Source organism: Micromonospora sp. NPDC047548 (assembly GCF_040642975.1).
Classification (GTDB): Bacteria; Actinomycetota; Actinomycetes; order Mycobacteriales; family Micromonosporaceae; genus Micromonospora.
Window position 1 is genome coordinate 94588 of record NZ_JBEYTI010000005.1, and the last position, 25571, is coordinate 120158.

Annotated in this window: 24 protein-coding genes; 17 read left to right on the forward strand and 7 right to left on the reverse strand. The window is 73.4% G+C overall.

The features are described from left to right. Nucleotides 1–201: 201 nt before the first annotated feature. The 5 genes from ABZ807_RS07205 to ABZ807_RS07225 all read left to right on the forward strand — a co-directional run bounded on the left by ABZ807_RS07205 (nt 202) and on the right by ABZ807_RS07225 (nt 3798). Complete coding sequence (locus tag ABZ807_RS07205) at nt 202–462, forward strand: hypothetical protein (protein ID WP_357153881.1); 261 nt, start codon at nt 202–204, stop codon at nt 460–462. A gap of 89 nt (nt 463–551) precedes the next feature. After that, nucleotides 552–1931, forward strand: a complete 1380-nt coding sequence (locus tag ABZ807_RS07210) for an MFS transporter (protein ID WP_357153883.1) — start codon at nt 552–554, stop codon at nt 1929–1931. A gap of 231 nt (nt 1932–2162) precedes the next feature. Continuing rightward, a complete protein-coding gene (locus tag ABZ807_RS07215) occupies nt 2163–2945 on the forward strand; it encodes an NAD(P)H-binding protein (protein ID WP_357153886.1) in 783 nt (260 codons plus the stop codon). 37 nt (nt 2946–2982) lie between these two features. Then, nucleotides 2983–3177 carry a hypothetical protein gene (locus ABZ807_RS07220; protein WP_357153887.1) on the forward strand — a complete coding sequence of 65 codons (195 nt, stop codon included), beginning with the start codon at nt 2983–2985 and terminating at the stop codon, nt 3175–3177. 72 nt (nt 3178–3249) lie between these two features. Continuing rightward, nucleotides 3250–3798, forward strand: coding sequence for a YbaK/EbsC family protein (locus tag ABZ807_RS07225; protein WP_357154201.1), 549 nt, complete (start codon nt 3250–3252; stop codon nt 3796–3798). Between the two features lie 56 nt (nt 3799–3854). Here ABZ807_RS07225 and ABZ807_RS07230 read toward each other — a convergent pair whose 3' ends face one another. The 4 genes from ABZ807_RS07230 to ABZ807_RS07245 all read right to left on the reverse strand — a co-directional run bounded on the left by ABZ807_RS07230 (nt 3855) and on the right by ABZ807_RS07245 (nt 7289). Next, the gene (locus ABZ807_RS07230) at nt 3855–4487 is read right to left on the reverse strand and encodes a DsbA family oxidoreductase (protein WP_357153889.1); all 633 of its coding nucleotides are present in this window, start codon (nt 4485–4487) and stop codon (nt 3855–3857) included. A 20-nt stretch (nt 4488–4507) separates the two neighbouring features. Further along, the gene (locus tag ABZ807_RS07235; protein WP_357153891.1) at nt 4508–4933 is read right to left on the reverse strand and encodes a SufE family protein; all 426 of its coding nucleotides are present in this window, start codon (nt 4931–4933) and stop codon (nt 4508–4510) included. Between the two features lie 111 nt (nt 4934–5044). Beyond that, on the reverse strand, nt 5045–5464 hold the full coding sequence (locus ABZ807_RS07240; RefSeq protein WP_357153893.1) for a CBS domain-containing protein: 420 nt from the start codon (nt 5462–5464) through the stop codon (nt 5045–5047). A gap of 55 nt (nt 5465–5519) precedes the next feature. Then, nucleotides 5520–7289: a proline--tRNA ligase gene (locus ABZ807_RS07245; protein ID WP_357153894.1), complete on the reverse strand. Its 1770-nt coding sequence runs from the start codon at nt 7287–7289 to the stop codon at nt 5520–5522. 263 nt (nt 7290–7552) lie between these two features. Here ABZ807_RS07245 and ABZ807_RS07250 point away from each other — a divergent pair, with 263 nt between their 5' ends. The 8 genes from ABZ807_RS07250 (at nt 7553) to ABZ807_RS07285 (ending at nt 15413) form a co-directional block, all read left to right on the forward strand. After that, complete coding sequence (locus ABZ807_RS07250) at nt 7553–8611, forward strand: hypothetical protein (protein ID WP_357153896.1); 1059 nt, start codon at nt 7553–7555, stop codon at nt 8609–8611. Then, the gene (locus tag ABZ807_RS07255) at nt 8580–9077 is read left to right on the forward strand and encodes a hypothetical protein (RefSeq protein ID WP_357153897.1); all 498 of its coding nucleotides are present in this window, start codon (nt 8580–8582) and stop codon (nt 9075–9077) included. Before ABZ807_RS07250 ends, ABZ807_RS07255 begins: the two co-directional genes overlap by 32 nt. Before the next feature lie 440 nt (nt 9078–9517). Then, entirely contained in the window at nt 9518–9892 is a 375-nt protein-coding gene (locus ABZ807_RS07260) for a PadR family transcriptional regulator (RefSeq protein WP_357153899.1), read from the forward strand. Then, nucleotides 9889–11259, forward strand: coding sequence for a permease prefix domain 1-containing protein (locus tag ABZ807_RS07265; RefSeq protein ID WP_357153901.1), 1371 nt, complete (start codon nt 9889–9891; stop codon nt 11257–11259). The genes ABZ807_RS07260 and ABZ807_RS07265 overlap by 4 nt, the downstream gene beginning before the upstream one ends. Before the next feature lie 166 nt (nt 11260–11425). Next, complete coding sequence (locus ABZ807_RS07270) at nt 11426–12193, forward strand: SGNH/GDSL hydrolase family protein (RefSeq protein WP_357153902.1); 768 nt, start codon at nt 11426–11428, stop codon at nt 12191–12193. 35 nt (nt 12194–12228) lie between these two features. Continuing rightward, a complete protein-coding gene (locus tag ABZ807_RS07275; protein ID WP_357153904.1) occupies nt 12229–12642 on the forward strand; it encodes a hypothetical protein in 414 nt (137 codons plus the stop codon). A gap of 138 nt (nt 12643–12780) precedes the next feature. Continuing rightward, complete coding sequence (locus ABZ807_RS07280; protein ID WP_357153906.1) at nt 12781–13683, forward strand: sulfurtransferase; 903 nt, start codon at nt 12781–12783, stop codon at nt 13681–13683. A gap of 95 nt (nt 13684–13778) precedes the next feature. Next, nucleotides 13779–15413 carry a hypothetical protein gene (locus ABZ807_RS07285; RefSeq protein WP_357153908.1) on the forward strand — a complete coding sequence of 545 codons (1635 nt, stop codon included), beginning with the start codon at nt 13779–13781 and terminating at the stop codon, nt 15411–15413. Here the strand turns inward: ABZ807_RS07285 and ABZ807_RS07290 are convergent. Both ABZ807_RS07290 and ABZ807_RS07295 read right to left on the reverse strand, forming a co-directional pair. Continuing rightward, a complete protein-coding gene (locus tag ABZ807_RS07290) occupies nt 15385–15813 on the reverse strand; it encodes a hypothetical protein (protein WP_357153910.1) in 429 nt (142 codons plus the stop codon). The genes ABZ807_RS07285 and ABZ807_RS07290 overlap by 29 nt on opposite strands. Before the next feature lie 34 nt (nt 15814–15847). Next, nucleotides 15848–17143: an MFS transporter gene (locus ABZ807_RS07295; RefSeq protein WP_357153911.1), complete on the reverse strand. Its 1296-nt coding sequence runs from the start codon at nt 17141–17143 to the stop codon at nt 15848–15850. Nucleotides 17144–17256: 113 nt separating this feature from the next. On the opposite strand from ABZ807_RS07295, the gene ABZ807_RS07300 reads away from it, so the two are divergent. The 4 genes from ABZ807_RS07300 (at nt 17257) to ABZ807_RS07315 (ending at nt 24238) form a co-directional block, all read left to right on the forward strand. Continuing rightward, nucleotides 17257–19044, forward strand: coding sequence for an HSP90 family protein (locus tag ABZ807_RS07300; protein ID WP_357153913.1), 1788 nt, complete (start codon nt 17257–17259; stop codon nt 19042–19044). Nucleotides 19045–19051: 7 nt separating this feature from the next. Beyond that, nucleotides 19052–21886 (forward strand): hypothetical protein, encoded by a 2835-nt coding sequence (locus ABZ807_RS07305; RefSeq protein WP_357153915.1) that lies wholly within the window; start codon nt 19052–19054, stop codon nt 21884–21886. 168 nt (nt 21887–22054) lie between these two features. Next, nucleotides 22055–22681, forward strand: a complete 627-nt coding sequence (locus ABZ807_RS07310; RefSeq protein ID WP_357153917.1) for a TetR/AcrR family transcriptional regulator — start codon at nt 22055–22057, stop codon at nt 22679–22681. A 189-nt stretch (nt 22682–22870) separates the two neighbouring features. Then, nucleotides 22871–24238: a biotin carboxylase N-terminal domain-containing protein gene (locus ABZ807_RS07315; RefSeq protein WP_357153919.1), complete on the forward strand. Its 1368-nt coding sequence runs from the start codon at nt 22871–22873 to the stop codon at nt 24236–24238. Between the two features lie 93 nt (nt 24239–24331). Here ABZ807_RS07315 and ABZ807_RS07320 read toward each other — a convergent pair whose 3' ends face one another. After that, entirely contained in the window at nt 24332–25513 is a 1182-nt protein-coding gene (locus ABZ807_RS07320) for an ABC transporter permease (RefSeq protein WP_357154202.1), read from the reverse strand. Nucleotides 25514–25571 lie beyond the last annotated feature (58 nt).

Below are 25571 nucleotides of genomic sequence, written 5' to 3' on the forward strand. Positions count from 1 at the left end.
CCGGCCCCGCTCCCCACCGTGCCCGCCGCTGCTGCCGTACGCCATCTCGCCTCCCGCGCTCGTCAGGAGGCCTGGCTTCCCGGCGAGCCGCCCGTTATTCCGCCCGGTGCCGGGAAGTTTCCGCCGGGTGCCGGCGCATGGCGGCCGGTGATCGTGGAATCCGGGTGGACGTCGGAGGAGCCGGAGCCGGGGGAGGTTGGGATGAGCACGATCACGCGACAGCTCAGCGGTGGTCAGGAGACGGTCCGCGCGTACACCCGCCGGGTGGAGGTCCCGATGCTGGGCGAGGTGGCGGTCCCGCCGCCGGACAAGGTCGTCTACTACGCGGGGCTGGGGGTGCTGGCTGCCCTCCAGGTCATCGAGTGGCCGATAGCCCTGGTGATCACCGCCGGTCATCTCCTGGCCGATCAGCACCTGTCCGGCCTGGCCAAGGGGCTCGGTGAGGCGCTGGAGTCGGCCTGACGAGACCGGGCTCACGGTTGACCTCAACCCGGGTTGAGGTCGCAGGCTGAGTCTATGTCGATCACATCTCCCCGGGGCGGGGCGGGTCGGTGACGGCCACCGCCACCACGCCGCTCACCCCGGCCGCCCGCCTGTACGACCCGCGCCGGCGGGCGATGACGGTGGGCAGCATCGCCCTGGTCTCCCTGCTGGCGTTCGAGGCGCTGGCGGTCGGCACCGCGATGCCCACGGTCGCCCGTGCCCTGGACGGCCTCGCCCTGTACGCGCTCGCCTTCGGCGGCACGTTCGCCGCCGGGGTGCTCGCGATGGTGCTCTCCGGCATCTGGTGCGACATTCGGGGCCCCCGGGTGCCGATGTGGAGCGGGGTCGGGCTCTTCGTGGCCGGGCTGCTGCTGGCCGGCACCGCCACCGGGATGGGGCAGCTCGTCGTCGGCCGGGCGGTGCAGGGCTTCGGCTCCGGCCTGCTCTCCGTCGCGCTGTACGTGGTGGTTGGGCAGGCGTACCCGGAGGAGCTGCGGCGGCGGGTGTTCGCGGCGTTCGCCGCCGCCTGGGTCGTACCGTCGCTGGTCGGGCCGGCGGTGGCCGGGCTGATCGTGGAACACCTGGGGTGGCGCTGGGTCTTCCTCGCCGTGCCGGCGGTGGCGGTGCCGGCGGCGCTGCTGGTCCACTCCGGCCTGCGCACCCTGCCCGCGCCGGCTGCCGGCCGGCTGCCCGGCGGGGCGCTGGCGAGGATCGGCTGGGCGGCCGGGGCGGGGGTGAGCGCCGCACTGCTGCACCACGGGGGGCAGCAGCGCGGCCCGCTCGCCGTACCGCTGGTGCTGCTGGCGCTGGTCGGGCTGGCCTGCTGCGCGCCCCGGCTGCTGCCGGCGGGGTTCCTGCGGGCGGCGCGCGGGCTGCCGACGGTGATCGGACTGCGTGGCCTGGCCTCGGCGGCGTTTGCCGGCGCCGAGGTGGTGATCCCGCTGATGCTCTCCCGCGAGCGTGGCTTCACACCGACTGCTGCGGGCCTGGTGCTCACCGTCGGCGCGGTCTCCTGGTCGGCCGGCTCCTGGTTGCAGGGGCGGGTGCGGGCGCCCCGATCCTCGGCGACGTTGCCCCGGGCCGGGCTGGCCTGCATCACGGTGGGAACGGCCACGGTCGCGCTGGCGGTAGCGCCGGCCGTGCCGGTGGCGGTCGGGGTGGCGGGCTGGGCGGTGGCCGGGGCCGGGATGGGCCTGCTCTTCCCGTCCCTGTCGGTGCTCACCCTGGCGTTGTCCGCCCCGGGCGAGCAGGGGCGCAACACCTCGTCGCTGCAACTGGGCGACTCGCTCTTCGCCGCCACGGTCCTGGCGCTCACCGGCACCGTGCTGGCCGCCGGTGCGGCACCGGGCCCGGCCGACTACGCGGGGATGCTGGCGGTGGCGGCGGGCTGCGGCCTGCTCGGGTTGCTGCTCGCCGGGCGGGTGGTGCCCGCCGCCGTACCCAGCTGACCTGCCCCCCCCCGGGGCGCCCGGCCGGTGGCGTACCCGACCGGTCCGCGTGCCGGACGGCGGTCCCCGGCGGGCGGTGCGGCGGTCCGGTGATGCGGGCGAATCGGCCCTGGCCGGCGGGGTGGGGTCGGGAGGATGGGGAGGCGATGAGTTTCCTGCGCCAGCATCTGCGCACCTGACGTCACGATTGGCTCGGCCGTCCCGTCGAACCGTCGACTGGAAGGAGTCGAGATGAAGGTGCTGGTCACCGGTGCGGGTGGCACGCTTGGGCGGGCGGTACTGCCCCGGCTGCGGGCGGACGGGGTCGCCGTGCGGGCGATGAGCCGGCGGCCCCGGCACGACCCGGCGGCGGAGTGGGTGGTCGCCGAGGTGGGCAGTGGGGCGGGGCTGGCCGAGGCGGTGGCCGGCGTGGACGCGGTGCTGCACCTGGCGTCGCTGCCGAACAGCCGCCGTACCCACCAGGTGGACGTGCTGGGCACCCGGCGACTGGCCGTCGCCGCCGGTGAGGCCGGCGTCGCCCACCTGCTGTACGTCTCGATCGTCGGCGTCGACCGGGTGCCCTTCGCCTACTACCGGCACAAGCTGGCGGCCGAGCGGGTGGTGGCCGCCGGTCCGGTGCCCTGGACGGTGCTGCGGGCCACCCAGTTCCCGCCGTTCCTCGACGCGCTGCTGCGTACGGCGAGCCGGCTCGGCCCGGTGATCGGCGACCCGGCGGTGCTCGCCCAGCCGGTCGACCAGCACGAGGTTGCCGGCCGGCTCAGCGAACGGCTCACCGCGGGCCCGCTGGGCGCGATCGAGGAGTACGGCGGCCCGCAGGTGCTGCGCTTCGACGAGGCGGTACGCGCCTGGCGGGCAGCCCGCAGATCGCACCGTCCGTTGCTGCCGGTGCGGATCCCCGGCCGCCTCGGCAGGGCCCTGCGCGAGGGCGGGCTGACCACCACCGCCACCCCGACAGGCCGGCGGACCTGGGCGGACCACCTCGCTGACACGTACGGGGGAACCGGCCGGAGATGAAACCTCTCCCCGTTCACGTTCGCCCTACCGTGACGCCATGTTCACGTTCATCGCCACCGTGATCCTCTACGTCTTCGGGTTCGTCTTCCTCTACGGCGTGATCCGGCTCGCCGTCCGGCACGGCATGGAGGACCTGGAGGCCCGCCGGCCGCAGGTGCAGCGGGTCGCCCAGTCGGCTTTCGTCGACGACCGCGCCTTCATGCGGGAGAACGCCTTCCTCGGCGGCAACTGAGCCGCGTCGGGTCCGCCGGCCGGCGGACCCGACGGGCGGACCAGGGCGGCGGGTGCGAGGATCGCAACCGTGATGGGGACCCTGAAGGCCGAACCCGCCCGCCTCCGACTGGACCTGCTGGCGCCGCCGGTCGTCGCCGCGCTGGAGCGGTGGCCCGTCGAGGCTCCGGTGGACGCCGACGACGTGCTGGTCGCGCCGATCGACGCGACGCTCGCCGACACCGCCGCCTTCTGCGAGGCGTACGAGGTGGGGCTGGACGTGTCGGCGAACTGCGTGGTGGTCGCCGGCAAGCGGGAGGGCGAGATCCGCTACGCCGCCTGTGTTGTGCTGGCCACCACCCGCGCGGACGTCAACGGGGTGGCCCGGCGCGCACTCGACGTCCGCAAGGCGAGCTTCGCCCCGATGGCCGATGCGGTCGAGTTGACCGGCATGGAGTACGGCGGGATCACCCCGATCGGCCTGCCGGAGAGCTGGCCGATCCTGGTCGACTCCCGGGTGATCACGACCCCACACGTGATCATCGGATCCGGTGTGCGGCACAGCAAGATCGCGATTCCGGGCCCGGTGCTCGGCGCGCTGCCCGGCGCCCGGGTGGTCGAAGGGCTGGCCAGGCCGGCATAGTGCGTCACGCCGGTCGATGTGGTTGCACGTGAAACATCACAACCGTCGATGGTCGGTCAGGCTCCCGACTCGCGGCGCTCCACCTCGGACAGTGCGGCCAGCAGTGTCTCCGGCTCCTGCGCGCCGGTGACCGCATACTGGCCGGCCAGCACGAAGGTGGGCACGCTGCTCACCCCGAGCTGCTGGGCGGCGGTCAGGTCGGCGGCGACCTCGCGGCGACCGAGGTTGGAGTCGAGGTGCTCGCGCACCTCGGTCTCGTCGAGGCCGACCTTGGCGGCCAGTTCGACCAGCGCGCCCCGCGAGCCGAGGTCGACCCCGTCGGTGAAGTGCGCCGCGTAGAGGGCCTCGACCATCTCCCCGGCCAGGCCCCGCTCGGTGGCGAACCGGATCAGCCGGTGCGCCTCGAAGGTGTTGGCCTGCACCGCGCGGTCGAAGCGCATGTCCAGCCCCACCCCGGCCGCGACCTGCGTCACCTGGGCGAACATCGCCTCCGCCCGCTCCCGGCCGCCGAACTTCGCGGCCATCGCCTCCACCAGCGGCTTCGGCTCGGTCACGGGGGTGGGGTCGAGCTGGAAGGGGCGGTAGCGGACGGTCACCTCACCGCCATACGACGCCAGCGCCTGCTCCAGTCGGCGCTTGCCGATCCAGCACCAGGGGCAGACCACGTCGGCGTAGATCTCGATCTCCATAACGGGGGAGAACACCCAGCTCAGCCGGCTTGTTCCCGGACCTGGCGCTTGAGTCGGGCGAGGATCGCCGTGCCGCCGCGCACCCGCAGCGGGCTGATCGCCTGGGCCAGCCCCATCCGCTGGTAGAGGTCGTCCGGCACGGCCAGCACCTGCTCGGCGCTCGCCCCGTCCAGGCCCTCGGCGAGGATGCCGCCGAAGGCCCGGGTGGTCGGCGCCTCCGGCGGGCAGTCGAAGATCGTGCTCACCGTGCGGTCCGGGTTGACCTCGGCGCGGAGGAAGAACGAGGTCTGGCACTCGGGCACCTGCTCCATGCCCTCCCGGTCCACCCCGACCGGCAGGGGCGGGATGACGTCGGCGTATTCGAGCAGCATCTCCAGCACCAGGTCGCGGGGCGCGGCGGCGAACTCCTCGACGATCTCGGCCAGCTTCGTCGGCATCTCGGGCATCCCGTCAGGCTACCGCCGCCGGCCCGGCGGCCTCGGCGGTCGGCGGCGGCCGGCGAACGACCCGGCCGACCCGGTGCCGCCACGTCGGCGAGGGGCACCGGGTCGATCGGGTCAGGCGTTCGGCGCCGCCTCGCTGATGTCGGCCAGCGCCGAGGTCGGGTCGAGCTGCATGGCCAGGTCGCCCAGGGAGACGATGCCCACCAGCCTGCGCTCGTTGTCGCAGACCAGCACCCGCCGGATGTTGCGCTCGCGCATCAGCGCGGTCGCCTCCGAGGCGGTGGAGTGCTGCTCGATCATCATCACCTCGCGGGTGATGATCGCACCGATGGTGGTGGTCGACGGGTCGCTGCGCTCGGCCACCGCCCGCACCACGATGTCCCGGTCGGTCAGCACTCCGGCGAGGGTGGCGCCGTCGGTGACCACCACGTCGCCGATGTCCGCCTCCTTCATCACCCTGGCCGCCTCGTCCAGGGTGGTCTCCGCCGGCAGGTAGACCACCTGCTTCGTCATCACGTCACTGACCCGGTACATGAGAGCCTCCGAAACACCTTGGTCGATCCCGCAGCGGTACCCCGTGGCGCGTCCGCTACACCCGGTTGCCGAGTGCGCGACCCACTTCGTCGACCAGCCGGTCGACCAGCCCGTCCACCGGCAGCTCCACCCGCTCGCCGGTGGCCCGGTCGCGCAGCTCGACGTACCCGTCGGCGAGACGGCGGCCGACCACGACGGCGCGCGGGATGCCGATCAGCTCCGCGTCGGTGAACTTCACCCCGGCGGAGACGTTCACCCGGTCGTCGACCAGCACCCGCAGGCCGGCGGCGGCCAGCCGGTCGCCGAGGTCCAGCGCCGCGTCGAGCTGCGGCCCCTTGCCGGCGGCGATCAGGTGTACGTCGCACGGCGCGATCGCCGCCGGCCAGACCAGTCCCCGCTCGTCGTGGTGCTGTTCGGCGATCGCGGCCACCGCCCGGGACACCCCGATGCCGTAGCAGCCCATGGTCGGCCGGACCGGCTTGCCGGCCGCGCCCAGCACGTCGAGGGCGAACGCGTCGGTGAACCGGCGGCCGAGCTGGAAGATGTGCCCGATCTCGATGCCCCGGCGCATGGTCAGCTCACCGGTGCCGCAGGCCGGGCAGGGGTCGCCGGGACGCACCTCGGCCGCCTCGATGGTGCCGTCCGGGGTGAAGTCCCGGCCGCAGACCACGTCGGTGGCATGCCGGCCCGGCTCGTTCGCGCCCGTCAGCCAGGCGCTGCCGGTGACCACCCGGGGGTCGACCAGGTAGCGGACGCCCAGCTTTGCCATGACCTGCGGACCGATGTAGCCGCGGACCAGCTCGGGGTGCTCCGCCCAGCCGTCGAAGACCGTCACGGTGGCCGGGTGCAGGGCCGCCTCGACCCGCTTCAGGTCCACCTCCCGGTCGCCGGGCAGCCCGACGACCAGCAGGTCGGTTGCCTCCGCTCCCGGCCGGCGCACGGCCAGCACGACGTTCTTCAGCGTGTCGGCGGCGGTCCAGTCGTCCCGGCCGGCGAGGCGGCGGGTGTTCGCCAACTCGACCAGCGAGGCGATGGTGGGCGTCTCCGGAGTGTCGTGCGCCTCGCTCGCCCGGTGCGCCTCCGGGTCGCCGGCGGCCGGGGCGCGGGTGGTCACCGCCTCGGTGTTCGCCGCGAAGTCGCAGGCGGTGCAGCCGACGAAGGTGTCCTCACCGACCGGCGTCGCGGCCAGGAACTCCTCCGAGGCCGAGCCGCCCATCGCCCCGGACATCGCCTGCACCACCGTGTAGTCCAGCCTCAACCGGTCGAAGACCCGCCGGTACGCCGCCCGGTGCCGGTCGTACGACTCCTGGAGGCCGGTTTCGTCGAGGTCGAACGAGTAGGCGTCCTTCATCAGGAACTCGCGCCCGCGCAGCAGGCCGGCCCGGGGGCGGGCCTCGTCCCGGAACTTCGTCTGGATCTGGAACAGCGTCACCGGGAAGTCCCGGTACGAGGTGAGGAGGTCCTTCACCAGCAGGGTGGCCACCTCCTCGTGGGTCGGGGCGAGCAGGTGCTCGGCGCCCCTGCGGTCGGCGAGGGTGAAGATGTCGTCGCCGTACTCCGTCCACCGGCCGCTGGTCCGGTAGGGCTCCGCCGGCAGCAGCGCCGGGAAGTGCACCTCCTGGTCGCCGATGGCGGTCATCTCCGACCGGACCACCTCGGTGATCCGGTCCAGCACGAGCTTGCCCAGCGGCAGCCAGGCGTAGCCTCCCGGCGCGGCGCGGCGAATGTAGCCGGCACGGACGAGGAGCCGGTGGCTCGGCACCTCGGCGTCCGCCGGGTCCTCGCGCAGGGTCCGCAGCAGCAGGGTCGACGTACGTAGCAGCATCCGCGCAGCGTACGACCGGTGCGGCGGGACCGGCGATCCAATTAGCCCGGACGGTCGCGGGACTGTCGGAAATCAGCGCCGATGAGGGCAACCCGGGGTGCGAGGAGTGACGTCTGATCATCGTCGCCGTCGACTGACCCATCGGGTACGACCGGGGCGGGTCGTCCACCGGGACGGCCCGCCCTCGTTTCCAGCCGCAGCGACCCGCAGCCCGAGACCCCCTGTGCGGGGGAGCACCTCCACTCTCAACGGGGAGCCAATCGGTGGCGGACCGAACCAGGCTGAACCGTATGAAGATCAGTTCCGATCGCCTCCCACTCGTGGTCGGTTACACCACTGTTGCGGCGATGCTGCCGTATCTCGCCATCAAGACTGCCTGGCTCCTCGGAAGTGACGTCGGCGTCAACGATCCCGGCCTGATGCAAACGACGCCCTTCGTCGTCGCCAACCTGATCACCGCAGGGATGGAGGTCACCGGGGCCGCGCTGGCGTTGGCACTCGTCCACCGCTGGGGGTGCCGGATCCCGGCGTGGTTGGTGCTGTTCCCGATGTGGGTCGCCAGCGGGCTGCTCGCGCCGGTGATGGTTGCCGCGCCGCTCAGCTTCCTGGCCGAGTCCCTGGCCGGGGGCGTCGCAGCCGGCGGCACGGAGAGCGGCGACGCCCCGATTGCCGGCCTGCAGGGATGGGTGTACGCCGTCGTCTACAGCGGATTCATCCTGCAGGGCGCCGGCCTGGCCGTCGCGTTCGGGCTGCATCTTCGAGCGCGGTGGGGCGGCATCGTGCGCGGCTCTGTCGGCTCCCATCCGCCGGGCGCCACGCACGGCGTACAGGTCATGTCGACCGTCGCCGTCGGTGGGCTCACCGCGCTCGTCGTGGCGGTACGCCTGTACTGGGCCGGGGGCGGTGGGGCAGGCCTGCCCGCTGCCTCCGATGCCGGTCGGAGCCTCACCCAACAGGTTGTGGACGCCTCATCGGCCGCCCTTGCGCTGACTGGCCTGCTCGGATTGGTCGTCCTGGTGTCCCGCTGGCCGCGGGAGTTGCCTGCCTGGGCGCCTGTTACGGCGGTCTGGGTCGGTGCCGGATCGATGTGCTGCTCCGGTGCCTATCAACTCATCATCCTGCTGGCCCCGGGCAGCCCGTTCGAGGCGTCCGGCGGCGGCGGGTTCGGCCTGCTACTTGCGGCCCAGACGATGTCCGGCCTGCTGGCCGCGGTGACCGGCGCGTACCACCTTGCTGAGGCCTACCCGGAACGGCGGTACGAACGGCTGGACGCGGCACCGACATCAACCGGTGTTCGTGCTGCTGGAGCCCAGGGGACCTGAGTCCCCAGCCGCTGCCCTGCAAAGATCAAGACTGGAGACTGATCATGTCCGGGAACTCGTGATCCCTTCGCCCCGCCGTACGGATATTTCTCAGCCATTCCAGCCCTTCCTCGAGCTGGCAGTGGACGGCAGCGATCTTGCAACCCTGGTGCGCTCGTACCTTGACGACGACGAAGTGATGTTGTTGCCCGACGACCCTGACCGCGAGCATCGCGTGAACACCTGGCGCTACGGAGCACCCGATGGACCAATCGATGTGGCTGCGCCGGCCCACCGGCTTCCGTTCGGGGCGCCATATCGCTCGACTACCGATGCCAACGAGGTCGTCGCCCTGGCCGCCGCTGACTCCAGCCCTGGGCTCGTTCCATGGGAGGAACTCGTGGTCGCCGAGGCTGCTACGGCGTCGCCCACCGCCGAGGATGCGCTTCCGCGGTCGTTCCCCGTCTGGGTCGCGCCGTTGCAGTGAAGCCAGATCGATCCCTGGCGCGTGACGGCCCTTCCCAGCTGGGCAATCGAGCGCAGCGGCGCTGCCGCAAGCGGCGACCAGGGTGCGTTGACGTCAAGCAGGCTGCTTCATGATCGCCGTGATCGGAGATGTGCAGTGGCCACCGGGCTGCTGTGCTCTGCTCGCGGACGACCCAGCCGCACAGCGGCTGACCGACCTGCCCAAGGCGAAGCGACTCGCACATCCCGAAGCATGACCTGAAACAGACATTCCGGGATCTTGCCGTGGCCCCTGGTCGCGTTCCCACCTTGGCAAAACCGCGCTCCACGAGCGCATCGGCACGCGCGTCCGCCGCCTCCTGATCGGGTGCAGGGCGGCGCGGTGCCCTGATGGCGGCGGGGATTGCGCGCTCACCATACCTAGAACTACTATGCATTGCAGTTCTAGGGTTAGGCGGCCACATGCGCATCACCAAAGACCTCGTCGCGGCCTCGGCGACGCCGCTCGTGCTGGGGATCCTCGCCGAAGGCGAGAGCTACGGCTACGCAATCCTCAAGCAGGTCAACGAACTATCGGGCGGGCAGCTGGAGTGGACCGACGGCCTGCTCTACCCGCTGCTGCACCGCTTGGAGCGACTCGGCCACGTCGAGTCAGCCTGGGAGACCCCGCCCGGAGGACGCCGCCGCAAGTACTACCGCATCACCGACCAGGGCCGGGCCGAGCTCGCCGAGCAGCGCCGCCAGTGGGCCGCGGTCGTCGACGCCCTGCGGGGCGTCTGGAGCACGGCGCAGTCCATCAAGCCAATCACGGCACCGGCATGGGAGGCGGGACGATGACCGTCGACGGCGACAACGATCTGGAGGGCCAGATCGCCGAGTGGCGGGCCTACATGCACCGCCGCCGGGAGCTGCACCACACCGATGCCGAGGAACTGGAAGACCATCTTCGTAGCCGGATCACCGAGCTGACCGAGGCGGGCCTGCGAGCCGACGAGGCGTTCCTCATCGCTGTCAAACGCATGGGCAGCCTCGATGAGCTGTCGCGGGAGTTCGCTCGCGAGCATTCCGAGCGGCTGTGGAAGCAGCTCGTGCTACCCGGGGAGCCGGACGCGCCCGCCGCCGCCCGCTCCCGTCGCGAGCTGCCTGTCATGGTGCTCTGTGCGGCCGTCGCGGCGCTCGCGATCAAGGTGCCGGCCTGGTTCGGGCTTGACATGTCAGGGGACGATGCCGCCTTCTACGCGCGAAACGTCAGCCTTTTCGCGCTGCCGGCGCTGGCCGCCTACTTCGCCTGGCAACGCCGGGTCGGTCTTCGCATCATCGGGGTGCTCGCGTTGCTGTTCATTCTCGGCGCGGTCGCCGCGAACGCGTATCCGCTGGCCGATGACTCGCAGACCGTTGTGCTCACGGCGATCCACCTGCCGCTCGCGCTGTGGCTGGTTGTCGGCGTCGCCTATGTGGGCGGTGATTGGCGGTCAGACCGGCGACGGATGGACTTCATCCGGTTCACCGGGGAGTGGCTGATCTACCTGAGCCTCATTGGACTGGGCGGCGGCGTGCTCACCGCCTTCACGGTGGGCACCTTCAATGCCATCGGCCTTGACGCCGAGGGATTCACCGAATCGTGGCTGCTGCCGTGCGGCGCCATGGCCGCAGTCATCGTGTCGGCATGGCTGGTCGAGGCCAAGCAGAGCGTCATCGAGAACATGGCGCCGGTGCTGACCCGCGTCTTCACGCCGCTCTTCGCGGCCACCCTGCTGGCCTTCCTGGTCGCCATCATCTGGACCAACAACGGCATCGACGTCGAGCGCGATGCGCTCATCCTCTTCGACCTGCTGCTCGTCGTCGTGCTGGGCCTGCTGTTGTATGCCATTTCCGCCCGTGACCTCGTGGCCCGGCCCGGTCTTTTTGACCGCTTGCAACTCGCGCTCGTCGTCAGCGCTTTGATCATCGACGTCATGGTGCTGCTGGCGATCACCGGCCGGATCACCGAATGGGGCTTCAGCCCCAACAAGACCGCGGCATTGGGCGAGAACGTCATCCTGCTCACCAACCTGGCGTGGTCGGCATGGCTGTTCCTCGGCTTCGTGCGTGGCCGCATGCCCTTCGCCCGCCTGGAACACTGGCAGACCCGTTACATGATCGTGTATGCCGTCTGGGCCTGGACAGTCGTCCTCGCCTTCCCGCCCGTTTTCCACTTCGCCTGAGAGTGTCGGGTGTTCGTCGCCTGGGGGCCGTACCGGAGGCCGGTCATCGAGCGGCCAGACCGTGATCGATGACCTTCGCCACGTTCCCCAGGCGGGTAGCAGCGCGTCGGAGGGGGCCGGTGACAGACTGGTCGCCGCAGGCAACGAAGAGCGTGAGGGAGGCGGCGTGCGCTGGCGCAGCTTCGTCGCGGTGGGGGACAGCTTCACCGAGGGCATGAACGACGCGTACCCGGACGGCACCTACCGCGGCTGGGCGGACCTGGTGGCGACCCGGCTGGCCGCCGAGGCCGGACCGGATTTCGGGTACGCCAATCTGGCGATCCGGGGTCGCCTCTTCCCCAACGTGGTGGCCGAGCAGGTGCCCGCCGCCCTCGCGATGAAGCCGGAGCTGATCAGCTTCGCCGCCGGCGGCAACGACGTGCTGCGCCGCAACTTCGACCCGGACGCCCTGGTCGCCCGTTTCGACGACGTCGTCCGGCAGCTCCGTTCCGGCGGCGCCGACGTGATCCTCTTCCGGTTCGCCGACGTGATGGCGCGGCTGCCCGGCCAGCGCCTGGTCGCCCCCCGCGTCGAGCTGCTCAACCGGGCGGTCGGCGAGACCGCCGAGCGGCACGGCGCGATGCTGGTCGACCTGTACGCCGACGACACCTTCCTCAACCCGATGCTCTGGAGCACCGACCGGCTGCACCTCTCCGCCGCCGGGCACCGGCGGGTCGCCGCCCAGGTGCTGACCGCGCTCGGGGTGGGTTGCGACGAGGAGTGGCTGCTGGTCCCGGAGCGGCCCGCCCGCACGCCGTGGCTGGCCGCCCGCGCCGCCGACCTGCGCTGGGCCGGCCAGCACCTCGCCCCGTGGGTCAAGCGCCGGCTGACCGGGCGCTCCTCCGGCGACACGGTCACCGCCAAGCGCCCGCTGCTCGGCCCGATCACCGACTGACCGTGCGGACCATCCACGCCGCCACACTGCTCCGGGTGACCCTTGACGACGAACCGGTCCCGGGTCAGGCCGTGCTCGTCGGCGGGAACCGGATCGAGGCGGTCGCACCGCTGGACGAGCTGACGGAGGCGTACCCGCAGGTGCGGGTGCGGCGGTGGGCCGGCACGCTCGGGCCGGCGCTGGTGCACGACGGGCCCCTGCCGCCCGCACCGAGCCCGCGCGAGCGGGTGCACGCGCTGTTCCGGCTCGGCGTCGCGGCGGTGCTCGCCGCGCACGTGGCCGAGCCGGACCTGCGGGCCGCCGCCGTCCGCAACGATGTCGCGGTGCTCGACCGGGTACGGCCGCCGGCGCTGGTCCCGGCCGGCCGGGCCGACCTGGCCGTCGTCGCCGCCGACGGCACCTGCCTCGCCACCGTGGTCGCCGGCCGGCTGGTGCACCGCCGCGCCTGACACCGGCCGGTCCGCGTGGTGCGCGCGTCGATCCTCTGTGGTCCGCGGGTTCCGTCACTGTCCCGGGCCGGCGGTCACCTCCGCTGCCGATTTCCGATGGCCGGCCGTCGTGCCGCGATCCGGCGTACCTTGGGGATCATGCCGGTGTCGAGCGATCCGAATCCCCGCCTCCAGTCGTACGCCGATCCGCAGCGCCTGGTCACCAGCCAGTGGCTGGCCGAGCACCTGGGCGACGAGGGCCTTGTTGTGGTGGAGTCCGACGAGGACGTGCTGCTCTACGACACCGGTCACATCCCGGGCGCCGTCAAGGTCGACTGGCACACCGAGCTGAACGACCAGGTCACCCGGGACTACCTCGACGCCAGGAGCTTCGCCGAGCTGTGCGCCGCCAAGGGCATCGGCCGCGACGACACGGTGGTCTTCTACGGCGACAACTTCAACTGGTGGGCCGCGTACGCCCTCTGGGTCTTCTCGCTCTTCGGCCACGCCGACGTTCGGCTGCTCGACGGCGGCCGGCAGAAGTGGATCGCCGAGGGGCGGGAGCTGACCCGGGAGAAGGTGACCCGGCCGCGCGCCGAGTACCCGGTGCCGCAGCGCGACGACACGCCGATCCGGGCGTACCGGGAGCAGGTGATGGCGCACGTGGCCGCCGGTCGGCCGCTGGTGGACGTCCGCTCGCCCGGCGAGTACACCGGCGAGATGCTGCACATGCCGGACTACCCGCAGGAGGGCGCGCTGCGCGGCGGGCACATTCCGGGCGCGGTCAGCAAGCCGTGGAAGTCCGCGGCCAACGACGACGGCACCTTCAAGTCCGCCGACGAACTGCGCGCCATCTACGCCGACCAGCTCGGGCTGAGCCCGGCGGACGACGTGGTGGCGTACTGCCGGATCGGTGAGCGGTCCAGCCACACCTGGTTCGTGCTGCACCACCTGCTCGGCTACCCGCAGGTGCGTAACTACGACGGCTCGTGGACCGAGTGGGGCAACCTGGTCCGGGCCCCCGTCGTGAAGGGCGACCAGCCGGGCGGCCTCGCCGGCTGACCGCTTTCGGGCGGCAATCCGGCGTTGCGCCGCCGCGCCGGCCCGCAGCGGTGCAGGCTGCGAAGAAGCAGCCGTCGGACCGCCGAGGAGGGGGCGTGGGACGTCTGGACAAGCGGTTCGTCGCGCTGCTCGGGCTGGCCGCTCTGCCCCCCGCGATCGAGGGCGTCATCTTCGATGCGCTGGACTTCCGCGCCGCCTGGGGGCTCGCTCCGCAGGTCACCGCGGTCTGGCCGTACGACACGTACCACGACCTGCGGTGGTTGTTCGTCTACCACAACTCGTGGCCGACCTTTGCCGTCGGACTGGTCGGGCTCATCCTGTTCCGGGCGTTGCTCACCACCGGGCTGGTCGCCCTGGCCTGGCCCCGACAGGTGCCGTGGCCGGGCCTGCGTTGGCTGATCCGGCGGAACCTCGTGCTCACCGTGGTGATCACCCTGGTGGTCTCGCCCTGGGCGGCCCTGTCGATCGCCGCCTCGGTGGTCGCCCTCTCCTGGCTGTTGCTCGCCTCGTTGCTGCCGATGTTCCTGCTCGCGCCGTTCCTGCAACGCGCCGCCGTGGTCGGCGCCTGGTGGCGTGGGCTGCCCTCGATCGAACTGGTCGGCTGGTCCCTGCTCAACTTCGTGGTGCTCACCGTGGGCGGCGCCGTGGTCTGGGCGGTGCCGATCGGGTGGACGGGACCGACGGCAGCGGTCGCCGGGGTGATCAACGGGTTGCTCTGGCAGCGCACCGTGTCGGCCGCCCTGCTGCCGCGTCGTCCAGTGAAGTGGGCGCGGGTGCCGGTGGCGCCGTTGGCCGTCCTGCTCGCCTTCGTCGTGCCGCTGGCGGTCCAGCCGTTGCTCCTGCTCCTGCCCGCGACGTCGTCGAGGAGCCGGATTCAGTTGCTCAACCGGCCCCTGCCGGCCGATGTCAGGCACGCGGTGATCTTCATCGACGGGCACGGGAGCACGTACGGCGGGGAACCTGCCGCCGACCCGAACGTGCAGCAGTTCTCCTACCGCGGGCTCGCCCCGGACGGCCGACCGCTGCCGTACTCGGCGCGGGACACCCACCGGTCGATCGGGTCCAGTACCGCTCTGCTCGAGACCCAGGTGGACGCGCTGCATCGACGTACCGGCCGGCCGGTGGCGCTGATCGGGCTGAGTGAGGGCGCCCTGGTGGCCCGGACCTATCTGGCGGTCCGGCCGCACCCGGAGGTGGACACGCTGGCCATGTTCAGCCCGCTGATCAACGCGGGCCGGTCCTACTACCCGCCGCCCGGCGCGTCCAGCGGGTGGGGCCTGGCCGCGGGCTGGGAGTTGCGCGCGGTCTTCGGCCTCGCCGACGTCTTCGGCGGCGGCGTCGGCCCCGACGAGCCATTCGTCCGGTCACTGATGGACAACGCGCCCTTCTACCGGAACGACCTGATGTGCCCGGTACCCGGCGTACGGATCCTGGCGTTCCTGCCGACCACCACGGCGACCGAGGCGCCGCCCGGCGAGTACAGCGCCATCCCGGTCTTCCAGATGCCGGGCGTGCACGGCGGCCTGCTCCCCAGGCCGCTGATCCAGGCACGCCTGGTCAACTTCCTCGCCGGTGAGCCGGTCAGCCACCCGGAGCGCGGCTACGCCCTGCTCCAGGAGGTCGCCGCCGCCTGGCAGGCCCCGCCGCTGCCGCTGTCCGTCAACCCGGTCTGGCAGGGCAGCCGGGTGCCGGACGCGGCCTTCACCGGACGGATCTGCCAGCCTCGCTGACCTCGCCGCCCGCGTCCTCCGGCCGCGGGCGGCGCCGGAGCAGCCAGAGGACCGCCGTCGCCAGCCCGATCACCATCAGCGCCCACAACGGTTCGTAGGCGATCACGAGCAGGTGGAAGACGATGCCCACCACCGCCGCGGCGGCGGCGAGCCGGACCGACCAGCGCCGCCCGGAGAGCACCAGCAGCCCGCCCACCACCAGCAGCAGCCCGGTGGCCAGGTGCGCCCACGCCCACCCGGTCAGGTCGAGGTGGTAGAGCCCGTCGCGGGTGAACACCACGTACCGGTCGTCGGCCAGGTCGCCCAGCCCGGAGAGCCCGTCGAAGAAGCCCGCCGCGGTGAGCAGGACGCCGGCCAGGACCGGCCGCCGGCCGGGCGTACCGGTCTCCCGCTGCGCCATGCCGCCCCTCCGTCCGTCCGCCGTCCGCTCCAGCCTAGGGACGCGGCACCGGGTCCGTCCGGCGCTCGGCGACGGAACCCGCCCCGCGCAGCGTGCGCCATGCCCCGGCCGTGACCAGGGCGAAGATCCCGGCCGCCGCCCAGCCGATCGGGCCCACCCCGTACGCCTGACCGGCGAACCCGGCGACCGCCGCCCCGACCGGGGCGCTGACCTGGCCGACCACCCGCTGCGCCGCACCGACCCGGCCCAGCAGGTGGGCGGGCACGTGCCGCTGCCCGTAGGAGGACCAGAGGCTGTTCCAGACCGTGGTGCCGGCGGCGAAGCAGGCCAGCGCGAGACCACCGGGCACCGGGTTCCGGGCCAGCGCGAGCCCGGTCAGCGCCACGGTCTGCGCCAGCAGCACCCCGCGTAGCGCGGGCAGGGTGCCGACCCGGGCCGCCAGCCGCCCGGCGGCGAGCGCCCCCACCAGCCCGCCGACCATCACCCCGGCGGCGAACACCCCGTACGCCGTGGCCGGCACCCGCAGCACCTCCAGCGCGTAGAGCACCAGCACCGCCAGCACCCCGCCGATCGCGAGGTTCGACCCGGCCGTCGCCAGGGTCACGCCCCACAACACCCGGTCCCCCCGAACCCACCGCACTCCCGCCCACGCCTCCCGCCACACCCCGGCCCGCCACCCGCTCGCGGTGATCTCGCACTGGTGTTTTTCACCTCGCTCCTCCTCGTGCGCGCTGTCCCGGCCGCAGGCGCAAGATCGCCGGGTGGGGGGGAGGGCGAGGACGAGGAGGGCGGCCACGGCGAAGGTGAGCGTGTCGACGGTGAAGGGAAGGGCCGCGGAGACCGCGAAGAGGACGCCGGCCAGCGGGGCGCCGAGGAAGCCGCCGGCCACCGCCGTACCGGCCTGGAGGCGGCCGTTGGCGGCGGGCAGGGCGGCCGGGGCCACCAGCGCGGGGAGCACGGCGAAGGAGGCCGCGTCGAAGAGGGTGCCGAGCGCGGCGAGCAGGAACGCCGTCACCACCAGCGCCGGGACACCGGCCCGGTCGGTGGCGACCAGGACCGCGAGGGCGGCCACCACGACGGCCCGCAGGGTGTCCACCAGCGCCATCGTCCGGCGGCGGTCCCAGCGGTCCGCGTACACGCCGCCGAGCAGGCCGAACAGCAGCGGCGGGAGCTGCGCCGCGACAGTCACCAGGGCCACCGCCCGGGGGTCGCGGGTCAGCGTCGCGGCCAGCAGCGCCAGCGCCGGCGTACGCAGGGCATCGCCGAACCGGGAGGAGACGGCGGCGCACCAGAGCAGCCAGTAGTCGCGGCCGAGTGGGGTGGCGGTCATGCCGACCGACCCTGTCGCCTCGACCGGGTCGAGGGTCAAGCCGGCCGGAAAGGGGTCGGACAGCGTCGGTGATCACCGGTACGGTGAGCGCCGAATCGGACCGGGGAGAGCGTGTGGACCGCACCTTCCAGGTCGACCTCCGTGGCGTGGTCGACCTGCTCAGTCATCACCTCTACGGCAGCCCACGGGTGTACGTCCGGGAACTGCTCCAGAACGCCGTGGACGCGATCACCGCCCGGCGCGCGACCGAGCCGGACGCCCCCGCGCGGGTACGGATCGAGCCGCCGGAGCTGACCGGCGACGGCACGCTGCGGGTGCACGACACCGGCGTCGGCCTCACCGAGGCGCAGGTGCACGAGCTGCTGGCCACCATCGGCCGCAGCTCCAAGCGGGACGAGCTGGGCTTCTCCCGGCACGAGTTCCTCGGCCAGTTCGGCATCGGCCTGCTCTCCTGCTTCCTGGTCGCCGACGAGATCCGGGTGGTCACCCGGCACGCCGACCAGCCGACCGTGCTCTGGACGGGCTGGTCCGACGGCCGGTACGCCGTCCGGCTCGCTCCGGCCGAGCAGGCCCGGCCGGAGCCCGGCACCACCGTGACGCTGGTGCCCCGCCGCGACGCCGACCAGTGGTTCGGCGTGCCGACGGTGACCGAGCTGGCCCGCCTCTACGGCAGCCTGCTGCCGGTCGACGTCCGGGTCGGCGACACCCCGACCACGGCCGGGCCGCCACCCTGGCCGACCGGCCCCGGCGCGCCGCTGGACCGGGCGGCCCTGATCCGCTACGCCCGGGAGACCCTCGGCTTCGTCCCGTTCGACGTGGTGCCGCTGGCCGTGCCGGAGGCCGGGCTGACCGGGGTGGCCTTCATCCTGCCCACCCCGGTGAACCCGGCGGCGCGGGCCGGGCACCGGGTCTACCTCAAGCGGATGCTGCTCACCGAGCACGCCGACGGGCTGCTGCCGGACTGGGCCTTCTTCGCGCACTGCGTGGTGGACGCCAGCGAGCTGCGGCCCACCGCCAGCCGCGAGGCGCTCTACGAGGACACCCTGCTCACCGGCACCCGGGACGCCCTCGGCGACCAGGTGCGCGGCTGGCTGGTCCGGCTGGCCAAGCACGACCCGCGCCGGCTCGCCGAGTTCCTCCAGGTGCACCACCTGGGGGTCAAGGCGCTCGCCCTGCACGACGACGAGATGCTCCGCCTGGTCGACCAGTGGTGGCCGATGGACACCAACGTCGGCACCCTCACCCTCGCCGAGTTCCGGCAGCGCCACGGCCTCATCCGGTACGCCGCCAGCCTCGACGAGTTCCGCCAGCTCGCCGCGGTCGCGGCGGCGCAGGACCTGGCCGTGGTCAACGGCGGCTACACGTACGACACCGAGCTGATCGAGCGGCTACCCGCGGTGGACCGGTCTCTGCTCATCGAACGGCTGGAGCCGAGCGACCTGACCACCCGCTTCGACGCCCTCGAACCGCAGGTCGAGCTGGCCCTGCGGCCGTTCCTGACCGGCGCTCAGCGAGCCCTGGAACGGCTCGGCTGCGAGGTGGTGGTCCGGGCGTACGACCCGGTCTCGCTGCCGGCGCTCTACCTGGTCAGCCGCTCGGCGGCGTTCAACGACCAGCTCGCCGCCAGCCGGGAGAAGGCCGACGAGCTGTGGGGCGGCGTGCTGGACGCGCTGGCCGCCTCCGCCCCGCCGGACCGCCCGCAACTGGTGCTCAACCACCGCAACCCGCTGGTCCGCCGGGTCACCACGTTGACCGACCCGGAGCTGGTCGGGCTCGCCGTCGAGGCGCTCTACGGGCAGGCGCTGCTGCTCGGGCACCACCCCATCCGTGCGGCCGACGCCGCGCTGCTGAACAGTTCCTTCCTCGGCCTGCTCGGCCGGGCCGTACCGGGACGGGAGTGAACCGACCGTGAGCGACGACGACCTGTGGCGGGTGCTGCACGAGGCACACAACATGCCGTACGGGGCGGGGCAGACCGCCGCGCTGGAGCAGCTGATCCGGCGGGCCGACGCCGGCGACGACCGGCACCTCGCCTTCGCCGCCCGGATGCAGGCCACCACCTCGTACGTCTACGGCGGCGAGCCGGCGAAGTCCTTCGTGACCTTCTCCTGGTGCCTCGCCGAGTTCGATCGCGATCCGCAGCCCCACCACCAGCGCTTCGCCCACCAGCTGCGCTGGCACTTCAAGTACATGATCAGCGCGATGCTGAAGTTCCCCGAGCTGCCGCTGGACCGCACGTACGCCGTGCTGGACGACATGGAGCGGCGCTACCGGGACACCGGGCACTCGCTCCAGGCCGTGCACAAGCACCGCTACCTGGTGGCGTCGCACCTCGGGGGGCACGACGAGGCGGCCGAGTGGTACCGCCGCTGGATGACCACGCCCCGGGATGCCCTCTCCGACTGCGCCGGCTGCGACCCGACCACGCAGGTGCACCACCTGTGCGAGGTGGGCCGGCACGACGAGGCGGTGGCCCTGGCCGAGCCGGTGCTCGCCGGCCGGCTCAGCTGCACCGAGCAGCCGCAGGCGATCCTCACCGCGCTGCTGCCGGCGTACCTGGGCACCGGCCGGGGGGAGGCCGCGCGGGCCGCGCACCGGGAGGCGTACCGGCGGCTGCGGTCGAACCTCTCCGACCTGTGGGAGATCGCCGACCACGTCGAGTTCTGCACGATGACCGGGAACGACGCCCGCGCCCTGGAACTGGTCGAGCGGCACCTGGACTGGCTGGACCGGGCGCCCACCCCGGCCGCCGCCATGCACTTCGCGGCCGCCGCCGCGGCGGCGCTCGGGCAGGTGCCGGGCGAGCTGACCGTGCACCGCCGGGCGTTCGGCGACCGGCCGGCCGGGGAGGTGCCGGTGGGCCCGCTCGCCGCCGAGCTGACCGACACGGCGACCGCGCTGGCCGCCCGGTTCGACGCGCGCAACGGCACGGCGTACCAGTCGGAGGTGGTCGCGCGGCGGCTCGCCGCGCAGCCCGCGGGGGAGCACCTGCCGCTCTCGGCCAGCCTGCGCCGCCGCCCGGCCCGCACCCCGGAGCCGGCCCCGTCCGGCGAGGTCGGGGCGCAGCCGGTGCAGGTGCCGGCCGGAGCGAACGCCGAGGAGCTGCTCGCCCTCGCCGAGGAGTGCTGGCGCACCCACCGCGTCGACGACTGCGCCACGGTCCTGAAGACCTTTGACGAACGCTTCGGTGCCGCGCCGCTGCCGGTGGCCACCGTGGCGCACCGGTTGGAGCTGCGCGCGGGCGAGCTGAACGACGGTGACCCGTCGGCCCTGATCGAGGCCAACCGGGTCGCGCTGGCCGCCTGGCGGGAGGTGCCCGACCCGCTGCGCGCGCAGGTGGTGGCAGGGCGCCTCGGCGCGCTGCTCTGCATGACCGATGAGGGGGCCGAGGAGGGGCTGGCCCTGGCCCGCGAGTCGGCGGACCATCTCGACCGGTACGGCGATCAGCAGGAGCGGGCCGCCGCCCACGACCGGCTGGCCCTGGCGTACGTGCACCGGCAGCGCTGGGCCGACGCGCTCGCCGAGGTCGAGCGGGCCGCCACCGAGGCGGACGTGGACCCGTGGCTGGCGGCCCGGGTGGCGCTGCACCGCGCCCACATCCTGGAGGAGCTGGAACGCGGCGGGGAGGTGGGCGAGGCGGCCGACCAGGCCCGCCGGCTCAGCCGCGAGGTGGGCGCGGCCGGCATGCTGGTCGCCGCCTGCCTGGCGTACGCCCGCTGGGCGGACGACCCGGCCGAGGCCGTCGTCGCCTGCGACGAGGCGCTGCGGGTGGCCCCCGTGGACGCCCGGCTGGCGGTCCGGGTGGCCCGCGGGCGGGCGCTGCTCGCCGCCGACCGGCCCGCCGACGCGGTGGACGACCTGGCCGAGGCGGTGACCCTCTGCGTGGAGCAGGGCGCCCAGGGCGACGCCTTCCTGCGGTGGGAGCTGGCCAACGCCTACCGGGTGGCCGGGCGTCTCAGTGAGGCGGCCGAGGTGGCGGAGGAGGCGGTGCTCGGGCTGGACCGGCTCGGCGCCCAGGCCGAGGCGGACCGGTGCCGGCATCTGCTGGCCGGCGTCTACGAGGGCCTCGGCGAGATCGACCCCGCGCTCGCGCTGCTGGAGCAGCTCGCGGAGAACCTGGACGGCCCGGACAACCTCCCGCACCGGGCGCAGGTGCTGGAGGAGGCCGGCGGAATCCTCTACGACGCCGACCGGGACGCCGTGGCCGCGCAGCGGTTCGCCGCGGCGTCGTCGGCGTACCGGCTGGCCGAGCTTCCGGTGGACGAGCTGCGCGCCCGGCGGCGGCAGCTGCTGGCGTTCTTCTGGGCCGGCGACCTGCCGGCCGCCTCGGCGCTGGTCGACGTGGTGGACGAGGCCGTGGCGGTGCTCACCGGGCTGCCGGAGGAGCCGCCGGTGGTGACGTACGAGCGGGCCCAGGCCGCCGAGGCGGTGGCCCGGGTGCTGACCGCCGAGGGTCGTGAGGTCGCGGCGCTGGACCGGCTGGACGGGTTGGCCGGCCGGCTGCGGTCGATCGAGGCGTTCGGCGAGGCGGCACAGGTCGAACTCCTCACCGGTGACCTGCTGCTGCGCGGTGACCGGCCGGCCGAGGCGGAGCGTCTGCTCCGCGAGGTGCTGGGCGGGCTGCCGCCCGACTCCCGGCCGGCGAGCCAGGCGGCCTGGCTGCTGGCCCGGGCCTTGGACGAGCTGGGCCGGTCGGCGGAGGCGGCCAGGCTGCGCGCCGACCACGGGATCGAGGAGGACTGACGGGGGCCGTGGTCCCGCCAGGCGCTGTCGAGGCCGGTTGGCTCGTCCCGATCGACCGTTCCCCGGCCCGTGGCGGGCCGGGCGGGAAGCGCGCCGTGGGCCGGCGGCGGGGCGACCGGCGGGTAACCGAGCCTCCACCACGGCGGGCGGGCGGTCTAGGCTTGCCCGGTGGCGGTGGAGCAGCAGGCGCGGGGCGGGGCGAACGGCGCGGCGGGCGCGGGTCGACGCCGGTCCCGCCGGGACGAGATCCTGGAGATCGCGGTCGGCCTCTTCGCCGCGCGCGGCTACCACGGCGTGTCGATGGACGACATCGGCGCCGCCGCAGGCGTGACCGGGCCCGCGCTCTACCACCACTTCGCCGGCAAGGAGGCGATGCTGGTCGCCGCGCTGATCCCGGTCAGCGAGGGGCTGCTCGCCGGTGGCCGGGACCGGGCCGCCGGCCACCCGGACGACCCGCGCGCCGCACTGGAGTCGCTGATCGACTTCCACGTCGACTTCGCCCTGGCCAACCCGGCGGTGATCGCGCTGCACCTGCACGAGCTGGACCGGCTCCCCGACGAGCCGCGTCGCAAGATCCGCCGGCTCCAGCGGCTCTACGTCGAGGAGTGGGTGACCGTGCTGACCGCGCTGCACCCGGGGCTGCCCGACGGTGAGGCGCGGGTGCTGGCCCACGCCGCCTTCGGCCTGATGAACTCCACGCCGTTCCTCGGCGGTGAGGTGGACCGCCGCCGCCGTGCCGAACTGCTCCGTGGCGCGACCCTCGCCGCCCTCCTGGCCCCCACCGACCCCGCCTGACCCCGGCCACCCCTCCCTGGCCCGGCGGGCGCGTCCCTCCAGGCGATCAAGAAGTTTGCGTCAGGAATCGGGGGCCAGGTAGACGCGCACCTCTTGATCATCGCGCCGGCGGTGCCGGGCGACTCGTGAGTAACTGCCGGCTCGTGGTTACCTGGCACCCGTCCCCACCCCTGGACGTCGGGAGGAAACATGATCGAGTCGCTGCTGGTCGCCAACCGGGGCGAGATCGCCCGCCGGATCATCCGTACCGCCAAGCGGCTCGGCATCCGTGCGATCGCGGTGCACTCGGAGGCCGACGCCGGCCTGCCGTTCGTCACCGAGGCCGACGAGGCGGTCTGCGTCGGCCCGGCCAACCCGGCGCAGAGCTACCGGAACGTCGAGGCGATCCTCGCCGCCGCCAGGTCGACCGGCGCGCAGGCAATCCACCCCGGCTACGGCTTCCTTTCGGAGAACGCCGACTTCGCCCGTACCGTCGAGGCGAGCGGCCTGATCTGGGTCGGGCCCGGCCCGGACGCGATCACCGCGATGGGCGACAAGATCAACGCCCGGAACCTGATGGCGGCGGCCGGTGTCCCGGTCGCGCCCGGCACCACCGACCCGGCGGCCGACCTGGCCGCGGCGGTCACGGCTGCCGGGGAGATCGGCTACCCGGTGATGGTCAAGGCCGCGGCCGGTGGCGGCGGCATGGGCATGGGGGTGGCCACCGACGAGACCGCGCTGCGCACCGAGTACGACAAGGTGCGCTCTTTCGCCGAGCGGATGTTCGGTGACGGCTCGGTGCTGATCGAGCGGTACTTCCCCCGGGTGCGCCACGTCGAGGTGCAGATTCTCGGCCTCGCCGACGGCCGGGTGGTGGCGCTGGGCGAGCGGGAGTGCTCGGTGCAGCGGCGCAACCAGAAGCTGGTCGAGGAGTCGCCTTCCCCGGCGGTCTCGCCGGAGCTGCGCGAGCGCTTCCTGGCGGCGGCGGTGCGGGCCGGCGAGGCGGTCGGCTACCGCAACGCCGGCACGGTGGAGTGCCTGTTGGTCCCGCGCCAGCGGGATGTCGCAGGTGACGGGCCCGGCTCCGAGGAATTTTTCTTCCTGGAGATGAACACCCGCCTCCAGGTCGAGCACCCGGTGACGGAGCTGGTCTACGGCGTGGACCTGGTCGAGGAGCAGCTGCGGGTGGCGGCCGGCCTGGCGCCGACCTTCGACCCGGACGCGCTCGCCCCGCGCGGGCACGCCATCGAGCTGCGGATCAACGCGGAGGACCCGAAGCGCTTCCTGCCCGGACCCGGCGCCATCAAGACCTGGGTGGAGCCCACCGGTGAGGGCGTCCGGGTCGACTCCGGATACGCCGCCGGCAACACGGTCACCCCGTTCTACGACAGCCTGATGGCCAAGCTCATCGTCGGTGGCGCCACCCGCGCCGAGGCCGTCGAGCGCGCGAAGGCGGCTGTCGCCGCCTTCGACCTGACCGGCCCCAAGTGCAACCTCCCCTTCTTCGCCGAACTCCTCGAGAACGAGGAGTTCCTCTCCGGCGACTACGACACCGGCATCGTCTCCCGCATGCGCTGACCTCGGCTCCCGCTCGCGTTGACCATGAGATTGACGGAGCGCTTCACCTGACTCGTCACCGTCACCCCATGATCAACACGAGTGGGCGCACGATCAGGGACCGGCCAGGGCCGTGGTGGGTGGGAGTCGACTGGCGCGGATCGCCGGGTAGAGTCCGGCGGCCGTACCGACCAGCACCGTCGCGCCCAGGCCGCCGGCCATCGCCCAGGCCGGCACCACCGTGGGCCACTGCCGGCTGTATGCGTACAGCCCGGTGATCCCCACCCCCAGCAGGGTGCCGCCGGTCCCGCCGAGGGCGGAGAGCAGCAGCGCCTCGGCGAGGAACTGGACCCGGATCTGCCCCCGGGTGGCACCCAGTGCCCGCCGTAGGCCCACCTCCGCCCGGCGTTGCAGGACGGAGATCACCATCGTGTTGGCGATGCCGATGCCACCGACCAGGAGCGCGACGGCGCCGAGACCGAGCAGCAGTCCGTTGAGCGCGGTGTCGGTGGCCTGCCGGGCGGCCAGCGCGTCCGAGGGGCGGGACACGGCCACCTCCTCCGGTGCCGACGGGTTGGCGGTCCGCCCCAGCACCGCGCGCACCGCCGCGACCTGGCTCTCGCTGGTGCGGACGTAGACCCGGGTCGGGCGGCCATCGAACTGGAGGTACGACCTGGCCGCCGGCCAGCCGACCAGGGCGGCCGAGTCCAGTTCCTCAGCCAGCGGCACGGGCGCGAGGACGCCGACCACGGTGAACCACTCGCCGCCCAGCCACACCCGGAACCCGACCCTCGGTACGTCGAGCCGCCGCGCCGCGGTGGCACCGAGAACGACCGTCGGGTACTCCGCGGTCGCGGCGGTGAACCAGGAACCGGAGCTGACGTTCGCGCCGACCGTGCCGAGCAGCTCCGGCTGCGCGGCGAGCACCGCGATGCTGCCCGTCTGGCCGGGCGGCACCCGGTCGTTGCGGTAGACGGCCCGGTCGACGGAGCCGGTCGCGCTGACCGACTCGACCGGCCCGATCCGAGCGATCATGCTCACGGACTGCTCGGGCAGGACGGCCTTCTCCCCGGCCCGGGTCTTTCCCGGCGTCACGGTGAGCAGATTGGTGCCGAGCCGGTCCAGGGTCCGGTCCAGCTCCGCCCGGCTGGAGGTGGAGATGCCCACCACGGCCAGCATCGCCGCGATGCCGATGGCGATGCCCAGGGCGGTGAGCACGACCCGCAGCGGGTGCGTCCGTAGCCCGGCCGATCCCACCCGCGCGACGTCGGCCGGGGTGAGGCGACCCGGACGCAGCTTCCCGGCCCCGCCCGCACCGGCCGTCGGCCGGCTGGTTCCGCGCGCCTCGGCGCCG